Raw genomic sequence first — 13,564 nt, forward strand, 5'->3', positions numbered from 1 at the left:
CGGTGTCGACGCGCAACAGACGCGTAAGGGTTCACGCTGCGTGACCGGAAGGCGGGCTCCCCTGCCCAGCCACTCCGGATGTTTGGCTCAGATTAGCCGACCTGGTCGGCGAAGCCGCCATCGGCGATAAAGGTGTTATAGAGCCGTTCAAGGTCGGTCACGCCGTAGAAGGTCACCGAGCTGCCATTGTCGAAATCGAGCCGGATGCTGTTATTGCCCACGGTTGCGTAGTTCTGTTCCAGCTCGGCGAGGGTCGGGACAGAGCCGCCCACAAGCGCGGTGTCGATGAAATGCGCGTCATTATAGATCTCTTCACCGCCGAAGACCCGGTCATCCCCGAGATCGCCGGTGAAGTAGAAGACGTCCGTGCCGCCCTTGCCGATCATGATGTCATTGCCGAGATTGCCGAAGAACGTGTCGGACTGCTTGCCACCGATCATGATGTCATTGCCTTCGCCGCCATCGGCCCGGAAGGAGGCGCTTTCGATCTGCTCATCCACGCGGATCCGGTCGCGGCCCGCGCCGCCATAGGCCTCGACCACGGCGCCCTGGGCGATGATCGTATCGCCGCCATTGCCGCCGAAGACGAAATCATCCTCGCCGCCCATGAGCTCATCCCGGCCCCGCAGTCCGTAGATCCCGTCAACCTCGCCCTCGGTGCCCGAGAGCTCGTCGCCAAAGAACGGGCGCACCGGGTTCTCGTCACCCACGACCGAGTTCTCGAAGAGCAGGCCGAGATCGACCGCATCGCGCAACTCGCGCGTCAGCTCGGCAAGGTCCGCGACCGCCTCGTTCAGGGGGTCGGTCAGATCCGAGAGCAGGCTGTTGAAGTCATCATTCAGATCATTGATCGCCTGCTGGATCGGGTTGAACGGCGACAGGAGATCCGCGAGCAGATCATTGATCGCGTCGTCAATGCTGCCAAGGCTCAGGCCAATCGCATCAAGCGCAATGTTCACAAGCTCGGTGATCGCATCCACGATAAACCCTGCGAAATCACTAATGGCGTTTAGAACATCGAGCGCACTGATCCCGAAGGCCGAGACCCCGTCGAGCGCGTCTTCCACATCTTTCAGCAGGTCGGCGATCGGATCGAACACCTTTTCCAATGCGCGCTTCAAGCCCGTCGCAACGCTCGTATCCGGCATCGCAGCGGCCAGCGCGTCGGCGGCAGTTTCCGCCAGAGCGGCCACTTCGCTGATCCCGTTCAAAACCTCGTTGCGCAGGGCGACATACTCGTCCACCGCCTCGTTGAACCCATCAATGCGCGATGGCAGGCGGAAGGACCCGCCTCCCGGGTAGAAGGGCTGGTCGCCAAAGCTCGCTTCAAGCCGCGCGGCCTCATCCTCGGCCACGATGAAGGCCGTGGCCGCAAGCGTGACCGTCGTGCTGGCCAAAGAGATCGCCTCGTTGCCGTCCTCGACCGCGTCGCGCACCGGATTCAGCTTGGTATCGATCTGGTCCATGGTCGTCTTGGACGTGGTGATCGAGGCCTTGAGCCCCTTGGCCGCCGTGTCGAAGGCTTTCACCGCCGTACCGATGCCAAAGGGCAGCGTCTTGAGCACGTTGACGACCGAGGTCGGGATGGACAGGGCGCCGCTTGCGCTGTTCAGCGCCGAGGAGATCGTCGCCGGCACACCGAGAAAGGCTTCCACCGCGTCGAGCGCATCGCCCACATTCACGGTGGCTGTCTGGATGGTCGCGAGATCACTCTCGATGACGGCCACATTCTCCAAGTAGCGTGTCAGTTGCAGCATTGTTCCAATCCCCAAGACCGTTTTTATTGGGCGGTTGCCGGTGCTCCGGCGCCGCGTGAAATTGCGTTTGATCCTTGCCTGCCCCGCGGCCCTGCGCTCCGGCAACCGGCGCGCCGAGCCCGGTCGGGTCAGATCAGGATGATGTCGTCGATCAGGTTCGTGGCGTCGATGCCGGACACGATGACCCGGGCCCCATCCACCTTGACCGTGGTATTGCCGTTGCGCTCTGACAGGAAATCCTCGGGGATCGCATCGCCCGCGCTCGCCCCGGCGACGAGATCCGCCTCGATCACAAGCGAGTCGAGATTGTCTTCGAAATCCATGATGTATTCGAACCCGGATCCCGCCAGGATCACGAACTCGTCCGCGTCTGCACCCCCGTTGAGTATATCGAACCCTCGGCCGCCAATGATCGTATCAAGGCCCTTGCCACCGGCGAGACGGTCGAAACCGAAGCCTCCGTCAACAAGGTCATTCCCGTCATCGCCCGCGATCTGGTCCCGGCCAGCGCCGCCATAGGCTTCATCGTCATCCGCGCCGCCGGACAGGATGTCATTGGCCAAGCCACCGAACAGGAAATCATTGCCTTTGCGCCCCAGAAGCGTGTCATCCGCGCCAAGCCCGAAGAAGGCGTTGTCGATATCAGTGCCGTCCAAGACATCCGTCACCGCCTCGCCGCCCGCATCGCCTTCGGTGCGGTCATCGAACAGGCTGCCCAGATCGACCACATCGCGCAGATCCTCGACGATGGTGTTCAGATCTTCGGCCAAGCTGTCGACCAGCCCGTTCAGCGTGTCGATCAGTGGATCGGCAAAGGCCAGCAAGTCGTCCAGCGCGTCCAGAACCGGCTGAAGCGGGGTGAGCAACAGGTCCTGCAGATCATCCGCGAGCCCGCCAAGGTCAATTCCGATGAGGCCGAGCACATCGGTGATCACGCCTTCGACGAAGTCCTGTACGATCTGTACCTGGTTGCCGATATCCTCGATGATCCCGCAGATATCCACGACCACCGCAGGGATCGTGAAGCCAGGTGTGATGACCGCAGGGATGGTGATCCCGGTTCCTGGGACCAGGACACCGAGAACATAGACCGGCGGAATGACGATCTCTGGCGTGATGACCACCGGCGGCACAACGATCTCGGGCGTCACCTCGAAAATCACGCAGAGCGCGTCTTCGATCTCCGAGAGCGCGTCGGCGATCGGGGCGAAGACCGAGTTCACCGCATCCAGCACATCATCCACAATGCCCAGATCCGGAAGAAGGGCGGCCAGATCATCCGCCGCCTTTTCCAGGGCTGCGGCAGCGGCCTGAACCGGAGCCAGAAGCTCCTCCTGGGTGTCGAACCAGATATCTGCCGCGTCCTCATATTCCTTGATCCGCGCCGCCAGCTCGGAATCACCATAGATCGTCTGGGTGCCAAGGCTCACCGACAGCAGCGCCGCCTCATCGAGCCGGAAGGTATGTTCCACGTTGAACCCGGTCAGGGCCACGCCCGCCGCTTCGTTCACGTTGGACAGCACATCCACCACCTGACGCAGCGGGGCCCAGGAATCGTCCAGCGCGCCCATGGCATCGGCTTGTATCTCGATCTGCTCGGACGTCGCCTCGGAGATGTTGTCGATCGTCTTGACTGCGGGTCCGATCACGGGCGCAAAGCTCAGGGGCACCACCAGCACATCGGGCAGATCCAACGCATTGGCCGGCACGCGCAGCTTGTCTTCGAGCTTGCCGGGGATCTCGAGGATGAAATCCAGTTTTTCAAGGCCCGAGCCCAGTGTCCCGGAGGCATTGGAGGCGGTGAGGATGTCGTCGCGCACCCTGTTGACTTTGGTGAGGTAACCGGTTGCCGTAATCATGATAAAATACCTGTGCTAAGCAGTGATGGGGATTGGCAGCAATGCTGAAAAACAACTCAATCGCATGCGCGACGTTACGCCGACACCCTGCTTCAACGCAACAAAAGCAAAGCTGGGCTCCGTTTTTTCTTGCACAAAACTGCACTAAAACAGGTATTGATCGCGGTCTGGGGCGCTTTTCCCGGGATTGGGAAGGGGCCCGCCCCGCGCACCGTCTGCTTGGTCAAAGAGGCCAGATGAAGGGGATGACTGCGCTGGCGAGGATGCCGGTGCTCAGGTTCAGGGGGATCCCGACTTTCATGAAATCTGTGAAGCGGTAGCCGCCCGGGCCGAAAACCATCATGTTGGTCTGGTACCCGATGGGGGTCGCGAAGCTCGCCGAGGCTGCCACCATAACCGCCACGACCAGAGGGCGCGCATCCACGCCCAGCGCCTCGGCCAGGCCGATGGCAATCGGCGTGACCACCACGGCCACGGCATTGTTCGACACAAGCTCCGTCAGGACCGAAGTCAGCAGGTAGATCGCCCAGATGATCACGAAGGGCGGCAATTGCATCAGCCCGGGCGCCACCGCATTCACAATGAGCGCCACCGCCCCTGAAGCATCGAGCGCCGCGCCCACGGCGAGCATGGCAAAGATCAGCGCCAGAAGGCGGCCATCGATGAAGGAGAACGCCTCTTCCGCGTCGATGCAGCGGGTCAGAAACACCACCGCCACCGCGACGATGGCGGTCATCAGGATCGGCGCCACGCCCAGCGCAGACAGGGTCACCACCCCGACCAGCGCGGCCAGCGCGATGGGGGCGTGGCTGCGCCGATAAGCGCGGGCCGAGGGCTGCGCGATATCCACGAGCCCCACATCCGCAGCGAGGCGCTGGATATCCTCCGGTGCCCCTTCGAGCAGCAGCGTGTCGCCCACCCGCACCACCAGATCATCCAGCTGCCGCCCAATATTCTGGTTCCGGCGATGCACCGCGAGCGGATAGACCCCGTAGCGCCGCCGCAGCCGCAACTGCCCGAGCGACCGCCCCACAAGCCCGCAGCCCGGCGTGATCAGCACCTCGACCGTGGTCGTCTGGACCGAGCTCAGCTTGTCCACCCCGGGGCCCATAGCCTCGGCCGTCTCGACCGAGCGTGAGGATTTCAGGCTCAGCAATTCGGCCATCTCGGTGCGCAGCACCACGCGGTCCCCCGGCTCCAGCGCCACATCGCTCAGGTCCCGACGCAGGGACGCATCGCCGCGCAACACATCGATCAGCCGCACGCCGTCCCGCTTGAAGAGATCCACGCCCCGGGCCTGCTGGCCAATCAGCGGGCTGTCCTCGGGGATGGCGACCTCGGTGAAGAACTTCATCTTGGACTTGTTCGACAGAAGCATCGCCATGCTGTCGCGATCCGGCAGCAGCCTGGGCCCCAGCACCATCAGGTAGATCATCCCCCAGACCACCACGACGAGGCCAAGGGGCGTGACCTCGAACATGGAAAACGCCTCCAGCCCGTTGGCCCGCGCCACCCCGTCCACCAGCAGGTTGGTCGAGGTCCCGATCAGGGTCAACGTCCCGCCCATGATCGCCGCGTAGCTCAGCGGGATCAGGATCTTGGACGCCTTGATGCCGAGGGTCTGGCTGAGCTGCACGAAGACCGGGATCATCACCACGACCACGGGCGTGTTCGACACCACCGCCGAGGACAGCACCACGAAGCTGATCAGCACCGCGATGGACATCTTGGGCCGCTCTTCGGCGCGCTTTTGCGCGAGCGATGTGAACCAGTCGAGCGCACCGGTCCGCACGAGCGCCCCCATCACGATGAACATCGCCGCAATAGTCCAGGGCGCCGGGTTCGACAGCACGTTCAGGGCGGCGTCATAGGGCAGGATCCCCAGCACCAGAAGCACCGTCGCCCCGCCGATGGCCACGACCTCGGTCGGGTAGGTCTCGCGCAGGAACAGCGCGAACATCGCGATCACCACGGAAAGGGCAATCAGGGCGTCCTGGGTTGGCGCAAGGCCGAGATCGATCATGGGGCGTGTGTTTGCGTGGTTATTGCCCTGCCGCAGGAGGCGGCGGAGCGGCGGCCTTACTGTGCGGAGCGTCCGGCTTGCTGGCAAGGGACGAATTGGCGCGTGGCGTCACGAGAAAGAGCCCGACCATCATCAGGGCGGTCGCGGCCCAGACCGGACCGGAATAGCGCTCGCCCAGGATGAGCATCGCCCAGAAGAGGCCAAAGCCCGTCACCAGATAGCTGACCTGCGCGGCAAAGACCGGCCCCGCCCGGCCCACGAGCCAGACATAGCAGCTATAGACGATGCCATGAATCGTGGCGCTCGCCACCAGCGCGGCATCGGCCGCCCCCCAGGGCGGGCGCGGATCGATCCACTGCCCCGAGAGCAGCGTGAAGGGCAGCGCCAGCACCACCCCGACAAGGGACGCGCCCAGCAGGACCTGCACCGCATCCACGCCGTAGGTCCCCCATTTGGCGACGACATTCCCCTCCAGCGCATAAAACAGCGGCGCAAAGAGCGCGACAGGCACCCAGACCAGCATTGCCGCATCCGGCAGGGCCGAACCCGGCAGCACGATGAGTGCCACACCGCCCAGCCCGAAACTGAGCCCTGCGATCCTCTTGAGCGAGAACCGGTCGAGCCCCAGCGCCAGCGCCATGGGAAAGGCCAGCATCGGCACCAGCGAGAGCAGGATCGAGGTGATTCCCGAGGGCAGATGGACAATCGCCGCGAAAGACGCCGAATTCGGCAGCAAGGTCCCGATCACCGCGATGATGACATAAAGCCGAAGCTGCTTGGGCCCGCAGGGCAGGCGCTTGCCCCGCACCAGTGTGACCGCGCCCAGAACGACCACGCCGACGACAAACTGCCAGAAGATCAGACCGAAATGGCCATAGCCCGTGGAGACCGCGATCTTGGCCAGCGGCTGCGTGATGCCCCAGCCCGCCCCGAGCACCACCAGCAGGCCCGTGAGCCAAAGCCGAGTGCGCGGAGCCGCCGCCGCCATCAGACCGGCGTCGCGTCGGTGACGGGCGCGGGGCCCGCCGGGGCCAGTCGCCCGCCATGGCGGACCATCTCGACCCGCGTGGCCTTGCCCGTGCGATCATCGGTTTCCACATAGAGCCCCGACAGGGTCGCCGGCCCCAGCGCGGGCACATAGCGCCCCTTGGACATGCCGGTCACGAAACGGCGCATGGGCTCGGCCTTTTCCATGCCGATCACCGAGTCGTAATCGCCGCACATCCCCGCATCCGCCTGAAAGGCTGTGCCACCCGGCAGGATTTGCGCGTCCGCCGTGGGCACATGGGTATGCGTGCCCACCACCATCGAGGCGCGCCCGTCGCAGAAATGGCCCACGCCCATCTTCTCGGAGGTGGCTTCGCAATGGATATCCACCAGGCTGGCCTGAACCAGCCCGCCCAGTGGGTGGGCGCGCAGCACCCGGTCGAGATCGGAGAACGGGTCCGAGAAGGGCCGCTTCATGAACACCTGGCCCAGCACCTGGGTGACCAGCACCTTGCGGCCCTGGCTCGCCGTATAGATCCGATGCCCCCGCCCCGGCGCGTCCTTGGCAAAATTCATCGGGCGCAGGATGCGCGGCTCGCTTTCGATGAATTGCAGCATGTCGCGCTGGTCAAAGGCATGATCCCCGAGGGTCACGCAATCGGCCCCCGCAGCCAGCAGTTTCTTGGCATGATCCGGGGTCAGACCCGCGCCGTTCGAGGCGTTCTCGCCATTGACCACGGCAAAATCGATCTTCCAAGCCGCGCGCAGGCGCGGCAGGTCTTCGGCGATGGCGGACCGACCGGCCCGCCCCATCACGTCTCCGAGAAAGAGTAGTCTCATGGGGCCACCGTTAGGCCTCTGGCGGCCCCGGTGCAAGCGCGCTTATGCGCGCCCCGGCCCTAGAGGCGCAGGAGCCTGGTCTCGGTCACCAGCCCGTCCAGCGGTTGGTCCGTTGCCTCCCGGGGCAAGGGCTCGGGCGATTCCTGCGCCGCGTAGGCCAGACCGATGGCCCGCACCGGCCCCGCCGCCCGCAAAAGCGCCAGCGTCCGGTCATAGAACCCGCCGCCATAGCCCAGACGCCCGCCCGCGCGATCAAAGGCCACGAGCGGCACGATCACCACGGCTGGCTGCACGGGGTCGGGCACGCTGGGCACCTGCGCCCCGAAGGATCCGGCCACCATGGGCATCTCCGGCGTCCAGCGGTGAAAGGCGAGCGGTTGCCCCTTGCCCCGGATCACCGGCACACAGAGCGTCCGGGTCGCGGCCAGAGCGGCCATGGTCGGCAGCGGCGACATCTCACTGCGGATTGGCATATAGCCCGAGACCGCGCCTTCGGGCGCATCGCCCAGTACCGCCAGCAACGCCTCGGTGGCCGCGGCGACCGCCGGAAACCCCTTGGCGCGATCTGCTTCGAAAGCCGCCTTGCGCCGGGCAAAGGCGGCCTTGCGCGCGGCCGATTTGGCCTCGGCCATCGGGTCGGCGGGCGTGGTCACAACAGGATCATCGACGCAAAGCCAAGGAAGACGAAGAAGCCCACCACATCCGTGACAGTCGTCACGAAGGTGCCGGAGGCCAGCGCGGGATCGATCCCCAGCTTGTCCAGTGCCAGGGGGATGAGCAGCCCTGCAAACCCGGCCACGGCAAGGTTCACGACCATCGCCACCGCGATCACCAGCGCCAGAACCGGCGTGCCGAACCAGACCAGACTGACCGCCCCCATTACCGCCGCAAAGACCACCCCGTTCAGCGTGCTGGCCATGACCTCGCGCCTGAGCACCCGCCAGGCGTTCGAGCCCGTCAGGTCCTTGGTGGCAATCGCGCGCACCGCTACGGTCAGGGATTGCGTACCCGCATTGCCGCCCATGGAGGCCACGATGGGCATCAGAACTGCAAGGGCGACGACCTGCGAAATCACATCCTCGAAGAGCGAGATCACCAGCGAGGCGATGATCGCCGTCAGAAGGTTCACGCCGAGCCAGGGGAAACGCTGCTTGGTGATATCCCATGTGGTGTCCGACACCGACTCATCCCCCACACCGGCCAGACGCAGGATATCCTCGTTATGCTCTTCATCGAGCACGACCATGGCGTCATCAATGGTGATCACCCCCACCAGCCGGTCATCCGCATCGACCACCGGCGCCGAGATCAGGTGATACTGGTTGAACGCATAAGCCACGTCGCTTTCGGGCTGGGTCACCGGGATCGTGCGGAACGTATCCTCGGTCAGATCCAGAAGCGGCACCTCGCGCCGCGCGCCAAGCATCCGGCCCAGGGTAACATAGGCCGTGGGGCGCATGCGCGGGTCCACCAGAATGATGTGATAGAACTGCTCGGGCAGATCCTCTTCGGCGCGGATATGGTCGATAGCCTGCCCGACGGTCCAATGCTCGGGCGTCATGACAAGCTCGCGCTGCATCAGGCGGCCCGCGGAATACTCGGGGTATTGCAGCGATTGTTCGACCGCGACCCGGTCCGGCGCCTCCAGCACATCGAGGATCGCGCTCTGCTGTTCGGCGTCGAGATCCTCGAGCAGGTCGACCACATCGTCGCTCTCGAGATCGCGCACCGCATCGGCCAGAACGGTCTTGGGCAAGGCGTCGATCACCTCTTCGCGCAGACCCTCGTCCAGCTCCGACAGAACCGCGCCCACCTCATCCGAGGTCCAGATCTCCAGCAGGGCGCGCAGGCGCTGCGAGCCGATCTGCTCGAAGAGGTCGGCGATATCGGCGGGGTGCATGGGCTCGAGGATCTCGGCGACCAGCGCCGGATCATCGGCATCAAGCGCGTCATAGAGGGTCGTGACCACGTCCCGGTCGAGGGCGTAGTCCTCCTCTTGCATCTCTTCGATGAGTTGCGGGCCGTCCGCCATGCCTGCCTCCAGACCTGCGCGGGCAGAAGCGGTCCCGCGCTGCCCGGACCATAGACAGCGCGCGCCGCGAAGGCGAGCGGGTCTGAGCGGAAATTCGACATTTACCCCGCCGGTGGCCATGCCTACGGTGCTGCACATGCAGCATCATCTCGTGACCGGGCAAACGCTCGAATTTTTGGACAATCCCTTGCGCGCCCCCTGGCAGGACTGCGTGCGGATCGACAGCGCCGGCGCGCTGCGGATCGAGGGCGGCAAGATCGCCGAGATCGGCCCCGCCGCGGCCCTGCGCGCGGCCCATCCCGTCCTGCCCGTGACCGATATGGGCGATGCGCTGCTGCTGCCCGGGTTCGTGGATGCCCATGCCCACTATCCGCAGACCGCGATGATCGCGAGCTGGGGCAAGCGGCTGATCGACTGGCTCAACAGCTACACCTTCCCCGAGGAGTTGCGCTTTGCCGATCCGGCCTATGCGGCGCGGATAGCGGCGCGCTATTTCGACCTGACCCTCGCCCATGGCACGACCACGATCTGCGCCTATTCCACGGTTCATCCCGAGAGTGTCACCGCATTTTTCACCGAGGCGCAGGCGCGTGGGCTGCGAGCACTGACCGGCAAGACCTGCATGGACCGCAACGCGCCCGAAGGGCTGACCGACACCGCCCAGAGCGCCTATGACGACAGCAAGCGCCTGCTGGAGACCTGGCACGGGGTCGACCGGCTATCCTATGTGATCACGCCCCGGTTCTCGCCCACCTCGACCCGCGCGCAGCTCTCGGCGCTCGGGGCGCTTTACGCCGAGCATCCCGATTGCCTGATGCAGACGCATATCTCCGAGCAGACCGACGAGATCGCTTGGGTCGCCGAGCTCTTTCCCGAGGCGCGCGACTATCTGGATACCTACGAGGTCGCCGGGCTGCTGGGGCCCACGGGGCTTTTTGGCCATGCGATCCACCTGACCCCGCGCGAGAGTGACCGGCTGGCCGAGACCGGCGCGGCGGTGGTGCATTGCCCGACCTCGAACACCTTCATCGGCTCGGGCCTGTTCGACATGGCGGGCCTTGCGCCGCGCTTGCCCGTGGGACTGGCCACGGATACGGGCGGCGGGTCGAGCTTTTCCATGCTGCGCACCATGGCCGCCGCCTATGAAATCGCGCAGCTGCGGGGCACCGCGCTGCATCCGGCACAGCTTTTGTGGCTGGCCACGTCGGGTTCGGCAGAGGCGCTCCATCAGGGGGACAGGATCGGGCGGCTCGCCCCGGGAATGGAGGCGGATCTGATCGCCCTCGATCTGGCCTCGACCCCCGCGATCTCCCAAAGGGCCGCCGAGGCGGATGATCTCTGGGAAGCCGTGTTCCCGACCATCATGATGGGCGATGACCGCGCCATTTCAGGGGTCTGGATTACCGGGGATCGCCGGATCTAGCGCACGGGGTCAGCAGGCCCGCGCATAGGTCATCACCCAGATATCGCCCGTCCCGCGCGCGGTTCCAGCCGCCTTGGGGTCGGGGCTAAGAAGGTTGCGGCGATGCCCGTCCGACCCCATCCAGTCGCGCAGCACCGTGGCCGCGTCGCGCTGGCCTTTGGCGATGTTCTCAGCCGCGTAGCAGGCGTCAAACCCGGCGGCGCGCATCCGGCGCAGCGGGGTCGATCCATCCGGGGCCACATGATCGAAATAGCCCTTGGCGGCCATATCTTCCGCATGGGCCATGGCCGCGCGGTCCAGCGCCGGATCAGCGCGCAGGGCCGCAAGGCCCCCTGCACCGCGCTCGGCATTCACCGCCGCAAGCAGGTCCGGCGCGGGGCGGGCCACCACATCGCCCTGCGGCGCGATGTCGGGGCCGGTGGTCGCGCAGCCCGCAAGGATCAATGCGGCCACGCACAGCGCCCGCTTCATGCCATCAACCGTGCGAGGCAGCGCGACTGTTCCGCGATCAGCGCGGCGGCATCCCGGCGGACCAGACGGCTCTCGCGTACCACCGGGCGCCCCTCAACAAAGAGGTCCCGCACCTGGCTCGGCCCCGACAGCAGAAGCGCCGCCACCGGATCCCAGGCCCCGGCCGCCTCGAGCCCCGAGACATCCCAGACCGCGATATCCGCGCGCATGCCCACCGCCAGTTGGCCCAGATCATCGCGTCCCAGCACCTGGGCCCCGCCCCGCGTCGCGATCTCGAGCATCTCGCGCACGCTCATGGCGTCGGCGCCGTTCTGGACCCGCTGCAGCAGCAAGGCCATACGCGCCTCGGCGATCATCCCGTTGCCATCATTGGAGGCCGAGCCATCGACACCCAGCGCCACATGGACGCCCGCATCCCGCATGGCCCGCACGGGGGCGATGCCCGATCCGAGCCGGCAGTTGGAACAGGGACAATGGGCCACGCCCGTGCGACTGCGCGCAAACAGGTCGATCTCGCTCTCGTCGAGCTTGACGCAATGGGCGTGCCAAACATCCTCGCCGGTCCAGCCCAGCTCTTCGGCATATTGCCCGGGCCGGCAGCCGAATTGCGCCTCGGAATAGGCGATATCCTCGTCATTCTCTGCCAGATGGGTGTGCAGCATCACGCCCTTGTCCCGCGCCAGAAGCGCCGCATCGCGCATCAGCCCGCGGCTGACAGAGAACGGGGAACAGGGCGCGACCCCCACCCGCACCATGGCGCCGGGGGTCGGGTCGTGGAACGCGTCGATCACCCGGATCGCATCGTCGAGGATCGCCGCCTCATCCTCCACCAGACTGTCCGGCGGCAGGCCGCCATCGCTCTCTCCGATACTCATGGCGCCGCGCGTTGGGTGAAAGCGCAGCCCGATCGCCGCCGCAGCCTCGATCGTATCCTCGAGCCGCACGCCATTTGGGTAGAGATAGAGATGATCCGAGCTCAGGCTGCAGCCCGACAGCGCCAGCTCCGCAAGCCCGACCTCGGCCGAGACGCGCATATCCTCGGGCGTCATGCGCGCCCAGATCGGATAGAGCGTCTGCAACCACCCAAAGAGCAGCGCGTCCTGCGCGGCAGGCACCGTGCGGGTCAGGGTCTGGTAGAGATGGTGGTGGGTGTTCACGAGCCCGGGCGTGACCACGCAGCCCGAGACATCCAGCGTCTCGGCCCCGTCAAGGGCCAGGTCCGGGCCGATCGCCGTGATCACCCCGCCCTCGATCCGCAGATCGCAATCGGCGATCTCGCGGCGCGTGTCATCCATGGTGACCAGCACCCGGGCCTTGCGGAGGATCAGCGCGCTCATGCGGGCACCTGCCGCAGGATTTCGAGGGCTGCGGCGTGGATCTCGGGGCTGCCTGCGGCCAGCGCGCGTCCGCCGCCATGGGCCGGTCCGCCCTGCCAGTCGGTGACGATGCCGCCGGCGGCCTCGATCACCGCAATGGGGGCGCAGATGTCATAGGATTGCAGCCCGGCCTCGATCACCAGATCGACCTGCCCCGCCGCGAGCAGGCCGTAAGCGTAGCAATCCATGCCGTAGCGGGTCAGACGGCACTGGCGCGCGACCTCCTGAAAGCCGCGCTGTTCCTCTGCGCTGCCCAGTTCGGGAAAGGTCGTGAAAATCGTGGCCTCGGCCAGGGTCGCGCAGGCACGGGTCCGCAGAGGTGCTGTGCCATGGGGGCCGTCGACCCGCGCACGGCCCGGGCCACCGGAAAAGCGTTCGGCAATATAGGGCTGGTCGATCAGGCCCAGACGGGGACCCTGCACGTCATTCACCGAGATCAGCACGCCCCAGGTGGGCGTGCCGGACATGTAGGCGCGTGTGCCGTCAATGGGGTCGAGCACCCATGTCAGGCCGGAGGTTCCTGACACGGGGCCGAATTCTTCGCCGAGAATACCATCCTGCGGACGACGCTCCGCCAGAACGGCGCGCATGGCCTGCTCGCTTTCGCGATCCGCCTCGGTGACGGGATCGAACGCGGCCACCCCAGCCTTGTTTTCGATCCCGAGCCCCTGTTGACGAAACCGCGACAGGGTCGGCGCGCGTGCCGCATCGGCCAGCGCATCCGCCACAGCCCAAAGTTCTTGCGCGGGGAAATCCCCGTCCTCAACTGACCTGTTCATCGGGTCTCTCCCGCGGT

11 protein-coding genes are annotated in these 13,564 nt (G+C 65.8%); 1 reads left to right on the plus strand and 10 read right to left on the minus strand.

All coding sequences use genetic code 11. The features are described 5' to 3' along the window. Positions 1-92 precede the first annotated feature (92 nt). From ACP15I_RS13260 to mgtE, 7 genes are all read right to left on the minus strand, one after another. A complete protein-coding gene (locus tag ACP15I_RS13260) occupies positions 93-1,757 on the minus strand; it encodes a calcium-binding protein (protein ID WP_424975466.1) in 1,665 nt (554 codons plus the stop codon). A gap of 128 nt (positions 1,758-1,885) precedes the next feature. Next, on the minus strand, positions 1,886-3,616 hold the full coding sequence (locus ACP15I_RS13265; protein WP_424975467.1) for a calcium-binding protein: 1,731 nt from the start codon (positions 3,614-3,616) through the stop codon (positions 1,886-1,888). Between the two features lie 223 nt (positions 3,617-3,839). Beyond that, positions 3,840-5,639: an SLC13 family permease gene (locus ACP15I_RS13270; RefSeq protein ID WP_424975468.1), complete on the minus strand. Its 1,800-nt coding sequence runs from the start codon at positions 5,637-5,639 to the stop codon at positions 3,840-3,842. Between the two features lie 19 nt (positions 5,640-5,658). Then, a complete protein-coding gene (locus ACP15I_RS13275) occupies positions 5,659-6,627 on the minus strand; it encodes a DMT family transporter (protein ID WP_424975469.1) in 969 nt (322 codons plus the stop codon). After that, positions 6,627-7,466 (minus strand): TIGR00282 family metallophosphoesterase, encoded by an 840-nt coding sequence (locus tag ACP15I_RS13280; protein WP_424965010.1) that lies wholly within the window; start codon positions 7,464-7,466, stop codon positions 6,627-6,629. The genes ACP15I_RS13275 and ACP15I_RS13280 overlap by 1 nt, the downstream gene beginning before the upstream one ends. A gap of 59 nt (positions 7,467-7,525) precedes the next feature. Continuing rightward, on the minus strand, positions 7,526-8,098 hold the full coding sequence (locus ACP15I_RS13285) for a 5-formyltetrahydrofolate cyclo-ligase (RefSeq protein ID WP_424975753.1): 573 nt from the start codon (positions 8,096-8,098) through the stop codon (positions 7,526-7,528). 17 nt (positions 8,099-8,115) lie between these two features. Further along, positions 8,116-9,498 (minus strand): magnesium transporter, encoded by a 1,383-nt coding sequence (gene mgtE, locus ACP15I_RS13290; RefSeq protein WP_424975470.1) that lies wholly within the window; start codon positions 9,496-9,498, stop codon positions 8,116-8,118. A gap of 118 nt (positions 9,499-9,616) precedes the next feature. Between mgtE and guaD the strand changes: the two genes are divergently transcribed. Next, positions 9,617-10,921 (plus strand): guanine deaminase, encoded by a 1,305-nt coding sequence (guaD, locus tag ACP15I_RS13295; protein ID WP_424975471.1) that lies wholly within the window; start codon positions 9,617-9,619, stop codon positions 10,919-10,921. Positions 10,922-10,930: 9 nt separating this feature from the next. Here guaD and ACP15I_RS13300 read toward each other — a convergent pair whose 3' ends face one another. From ACP15I_RS13300 to hisN, 3 genes are read right to left on the minus strand one after another with little or no spacing between them, the layout of a single operon-like run. Continuing rightward, positions 10,931-11,392, minus strand: a complete 462-nt coding sequence (locus ACP15I_RS13300) for a CAP domain-containing protein (RefSeq protein WP_424975472.1) — start codon at positions 11,390-11,392, stop codon at positions 10,931-10,933. Further along, on the minus strand, positions 11,389-12,729 hold the full coding sequence (locus tag ACP15I_RS13305) for an 8-oxoguanine deaminase (protein WP_424975473.1): 1,341 nt from the start codon (positions 12,727-12,729) through the stop codon (positions 11,389-11,391). Before ACP15I_RS13305 ends, ACP15I_RS13300 begins: the two co-directional genes overlap by 4 nt. After that, positions 12,726-13,547 (minus strand): histidinol-phosphatase, encoded by an 822-nt coding sequence (gene hisN / locus ACP15I_RS13310; RefSeq protein WP_424975474.1) that lies wholly within the window; start codon positions 13,545-13,547, stop codon positions 12,726-12,728. Before hisN ends, ACP15I_RS13305 begins: the two co-directional genes overlap by 4 nt. Positions 13,548-13,564: the final 17 nt, after the last annotated feature.

The organism is Dinoroseobacter sp. S124A, from assembly GCF_049801015.1.
GTDB lineage: Bacteria > Pseudomonadota > Alphaproteobacteria > Rhodobacterales > Rhodobacteraceae > Dinoroseobacter.

Bases quoted from the DNA above. Each gene is read 5' to 3' on its own strand.
- ACP15I_RS13260 (WP_424975466.1), bottom strand. From the start codon at position 1,757: ATGCTGCAACTGACACGCTACTTGGAGAATGTGGCCGTCATCGAGAGT.
- ACP15I_RS13265 (WP_424975467.1), bottom strand. From the start codon at position 3,616: ATGATTACGGCAACCGGTTACCTCACCAAAGTCAACAGGGTGCGCGAC.
- ACP15I_RS13270 (WP_424975468.1), bottom strand. From the start codon at position 5,639: ATGATCGATCTCGGCCTTGCGCCAACCCAGGACGCCCTGATTGCCCTT.
- ACP15I_RS13275 (WP_424975469.1), bottom strand. From the start codon at position 6,627: ATGGCGGCGGCGGCTCCGCGCACTCGGCTTTGGCTCACGGGCCTGCTG.
- ACP15I_RS13280 (WP_424965010.1), bottom strand. From the start codon at position 7,466: ATGAGACTACTCTTTCTCGGAGACGTGATGGGGCGGGCCGGTCGGTCC.
- ACP15I_RS13285 (WP_424975753.1), bottom strand. From the start codon at position 8,098: ATGGCCGAGGCCAAATCGGCCGCGCGCAAGGCCGCCTTTGCCCGGCGC.
- mgtE (WP_424975470.1), bottom strand. From the start codon at position 9,498: ATGGCGGACGGCCCGCAACTCATCGAAGAGATGCAAGAGGAGGACTAC.
- guaD (WP_424975471.1), top strand. From the start codon at position 9,617: ATGCCTACGGTGCTGCACATGCAGCATCATCTCGTGACCGGGCAAACG.
- ACP15I_RS13300 (WP_424975472.1), bottom strand. From the start codon at position 11,392: ATGAAGCGGGCGCTGTGCGTGGCCGCATTGATCCTTGCGGGCTGCGCG.
- ACP15I_RS13305 (WP_424975473.1), bottom strand. From the start codon at position 12,729: ATGAGCGCGCTGATCCTCCGCAAGGCCCGGGTGCTGGTCACCATGGAT.
- hisN (WP_424975474.1), bottom strand. From the start codon at position 13,547: ATGAACAGGTCAGTTGAGGACGGGGATTTCCCCGCGCAAGAACTTTGG.